Raw genomic sequence first — 3,668 nt, 5'->3', positions numbered from 1 at the left:
TGCGTGGAGGTCAGCCCGAGCGCGGAGCGGACCGGGTTGGCCTCCGACCCGCCGTCCCGCTCCGCGACGCTCAGATCGAGCACCGGACAGGCCGCGCCTTCCTCTTCCAGCATCGCCCCGACAAGCCCGGCCGTGTTCGCGTCCGCGAGCACGGCCAAGGGGTTGCTGTCCGAGAGCATGAAAGCCAGGCGGTCTGCCGGGTAGGCAGGATCGAGCGGCACATAAGCTCCGCCTGCCTTCAGCACCCCCAGCAGCGCAACGATCATCAACGGCGAACGCTCCACGCAGATCCCGACCCGCGTGTCAGGGCGCACCCCAAGCCGGATCAACCGGTGGGCCAAACGGTTCGCCCGCGCGTTCAACTCACGGTAACTGATCTCACTCCCCTCGTGGACCAGCGCCACCGCGTCAGGCGAGCAGGCCACCTGAGCCTCGAACATCTCGTGCACGCACGCCTCATCGGCAAAAGGAACCGCCGTGTCGTTCCACTCCTCCAGCAGAAGACGACGCTCCCGCGGGCCCACCAGATCGAGGCGGCCGACAGGGGATGCCGCGTCCGCGACGAAGCCACGCAGCACCGCTTCGAGGTATCCGGCGTGACGTTCGATCGTCGACGCATCAAACAGTGCCGTCGCATAGCCGAGAGCGCCGACGATCTCATCGCCGGCCTCCCCCAGAGCCAGATCGAGATCGAACTTCGCGACCTCATACTCCGTATCGACCGGCGACACGGAGAGACCATCAAGCGTCGTGGAAGCAACGACATCCTCGTTCTCCCAGGAGAACATCACCTGGAACAACGGAGTGTGGTCGAGGCGACGGGCAGGTTGGACGATCTCGACAACCTGCTCGAAGGGAAGGTCCTGATTATCCTGCCCCGACACAACCTTCGAACGAACCTGCGACAGAAGCGTCTCGACGTCAGGTGATCCCGAAAGATCAACCCGCAGCGCAAGCGTGTTCACGAAGAAGCCGATCAGGCCCTCCGTTTCCGTTCGGCTGCGGTTCGCAACAGGCGTGCCGACAACAACATCGTCCTGGCCCGACAGTCGCGACAGGACACTCGCCCACGCCGCCAGAACCGTCATGAACAACGTCGTCCCGTGCCGAACACTCAGCGCCTTCAACTCACGTGTCAGTTCACGGTCGAGCCGAACACCCACATGAGCGCCCGCGAAGGATTGCTGCGGCGGGCGCGCCCGATCCGTCGGCAGGGTCAGCAACGCCGGCGCGTTCGCCAGTTCAGAACCCCAGTATCTCGCCTGCGACGCCTGACGTTCCCCCGACAGCCATTCGCGCTGCCACACCGCATAGTCCGGGTATTGCACATGCAGCGCCGGCAGCGGGTCTTCCTCGCCCCGCACAAACGCCGCATACAACATCCGCAGCTCACGCAGAAAAACCTCAACCGACCAGCCGTCCGAAACAATGTGGTGCTGCGTCACGGCAAGAACATGCTCTTCGTCGCCAAGCCGAATCAGCCGGCCCCGGACAAGCGGGCCACGCGCCAGGTCGAACGGGGCATCCGCCGTTTCCCTGCAGAGCTCTGCCAGGCGCGCCGGCGCCTCATCGTCGCCGCGAAGATCATCCTCGACCAACCCGAAGCCAGCATCCGCACCCAAAAGCTCGACATGCGGCTCGCCGCCTTCGGCGACAAACACGCTGCGCAGCCCCTCATGACGCGCCCACAACCTGTCAAGGCTGCGACGGAGCGCCGCGCGATCAAGGGGCCCACGCAGACGCAAGACCAGCGGAATGTGATAACTCGCGTTGACCCCGTCCAGTTGCCCCAAGAACCACAGCCGCTGCTGGGCAAACGACAAAGGCAGCACGCCCCCGCGATCAACAAGCCTGATCGCCGGCAGCAGCTCCCGACCGGACCCGCCGATCAGGTCAGCCACCACCGCAGCCATGTCCACCAACACCGGCTGAACAAAAAGCTTCGCCAGCGTCAGCTCCACACCGAACTCCCGCCGAACCCGGCTGACAAGCCGGACCGCCAGGAGCGAGTGCCCACCGAGGGTGAAGAAACTGTCACGTCGCCCGATCCGCTCGACGCCCAGCAACTCGCTCCACAAGCCGGCCAGCAACGACTCGACCTCACCCACCGGCGCCTCGCTGACACCACGCGCATACGCCTCATCCGCAGGCGCCGGCAACGCCCGACGGTCCACCTTCCCGTTCGGCGTCAGCGGCAACGCGTCAAGCACCACAAACGCCGCCGGAACCATATGCTCCGGCAAACGCGACAACAAAAACGAACGCAACTCCGTCGCAAGCTGGCTCACTTCTTCGAACTTTGAGGGATTATTCCCAAAATTCGTGTATTCGCCCGCGACATGCTGCGGCAGATAGACATCTGTCAGCGCAGAAAATTTCTGCGGCAAGAAGACAACGTCCAACTCTCCGTACTGCGATCTCTGAGACCACGTCGCAACGACACGATGACCTGTTTTTCTGCCGAGCGAACTGAAAGTCTCAACGGGAACAAGGTAGGGGCCGGTGTTCTCGATATACCTTGAGAGATCCAACCCATCATAGTCGGCGATGAGAAGCAGATCGTCCCACAATCGTGCGTTCGGAACGTTGCAGAAGCGGACGCCATTCGGGTGGCTCGCGGCCACAGCTACTAAGGACTCGACGTCCTTTATGCCATCGCCCCAGAAGAACTTGGGTAGCTCCGCTGCAGAATTTTGTTGTCCGACGCCCTTCCTTAAGACAACGTCATAGCGGTACCGGGTCAACTCGTTGGACGCCAACCCTTGCTTGACGCGGATGTCAAGCCCGGAAATGCCGCCGACAACGCTTTGCAGCGCAACAAAGAAACGTGGATCCAGTACAAGTTCTTTCTCCAGCAGGAGACGCCGCTCAACAGCCGAGCGGATGGACTCAGGCACCATCGGCTCTGTTGCGTTCATCAGCTCGACGGCAGTGCAGAAACTAAAATGCAGCGGCAGACTGCGGATGTCGCCCAGGAACACTGTGCCGTCGGGGCCCAAGAGGTTCATCGCCTGACGTACGACATCAACCAGATACTCAGGAGTTGGAAAATACTGCGCAACCGAGTTGATCACCACAGTATCGAATGAGCCTGCGGGTAGCCCATCGGCTACATTCGCTTGCTGGCAACGAAGATGAGTGCGGCGTGACAAGTTCGGTATTGCGGAAACCTGATCCCGCAGCCTGTCGATGACTCGTTGAGAAAAGTCGATACCCCAATATTCCGTGCACTGGGGGGCAAGGCGCGAAAGGAGCAACCCTGTGCCAACTCCGATTTCCAGAACTTTCTTTGGGTGAAGTTCCAGAATTCTGGCGACAGTGACATCACGCCACTCTTCCATTTCGCCCAATGGGATCGGCTGACCATCATAACTGCTGTTCCAGCCATGAAAGTCCTCGCCAAGAGGAGCTGATGACTGCTTACTGTTCTCTTCTTGGTAAACTTCTTGCCACACTGCTACTGCTTGACTCTCGCGCTCCACATCCCGGCCTGACGTGGATGCCGGGACCACGTAGGCGACGAGGCGTTTGTCGCCTGGTATGTCCTCGCGCGCCACGACCAGCGCCTCGCGCACGTCCGCGTGCGCCGTCAGCTGCGCCTCGATCTCGCCCGGCTCTATCCGGAAACCGCGGATCTTCACCTGATCGTCGTTGCGGCCCAGAAACTC

General features: G+C 61.7%; 1 protein-coding gene. It reads right to left on the bottom strand.

Translation table 11 applies throughout. The features are described from left to right. A partial coding sequence (locus tag E1193_RS30510) for a class I SAM-dependent methyltransferase (protein ID WP_207922937.1) occupies nucleotides 1-3,668 on the bottom strand: 3,668 nt, incomplete at both ends.

It is taken from the genome of Micromonospora sp. KC606 (genome assembly GCF_004348675.1).
GTDB lineage: Bacteria > Actinomycetota > Actinomycetes > Mycobacteriales > Micromonosporaceae > Micromonospora.
Note: the sequence above shows the minus strand (reverse complement) of the source record. Positions and strands in the feature narration are given on the sequence as shown.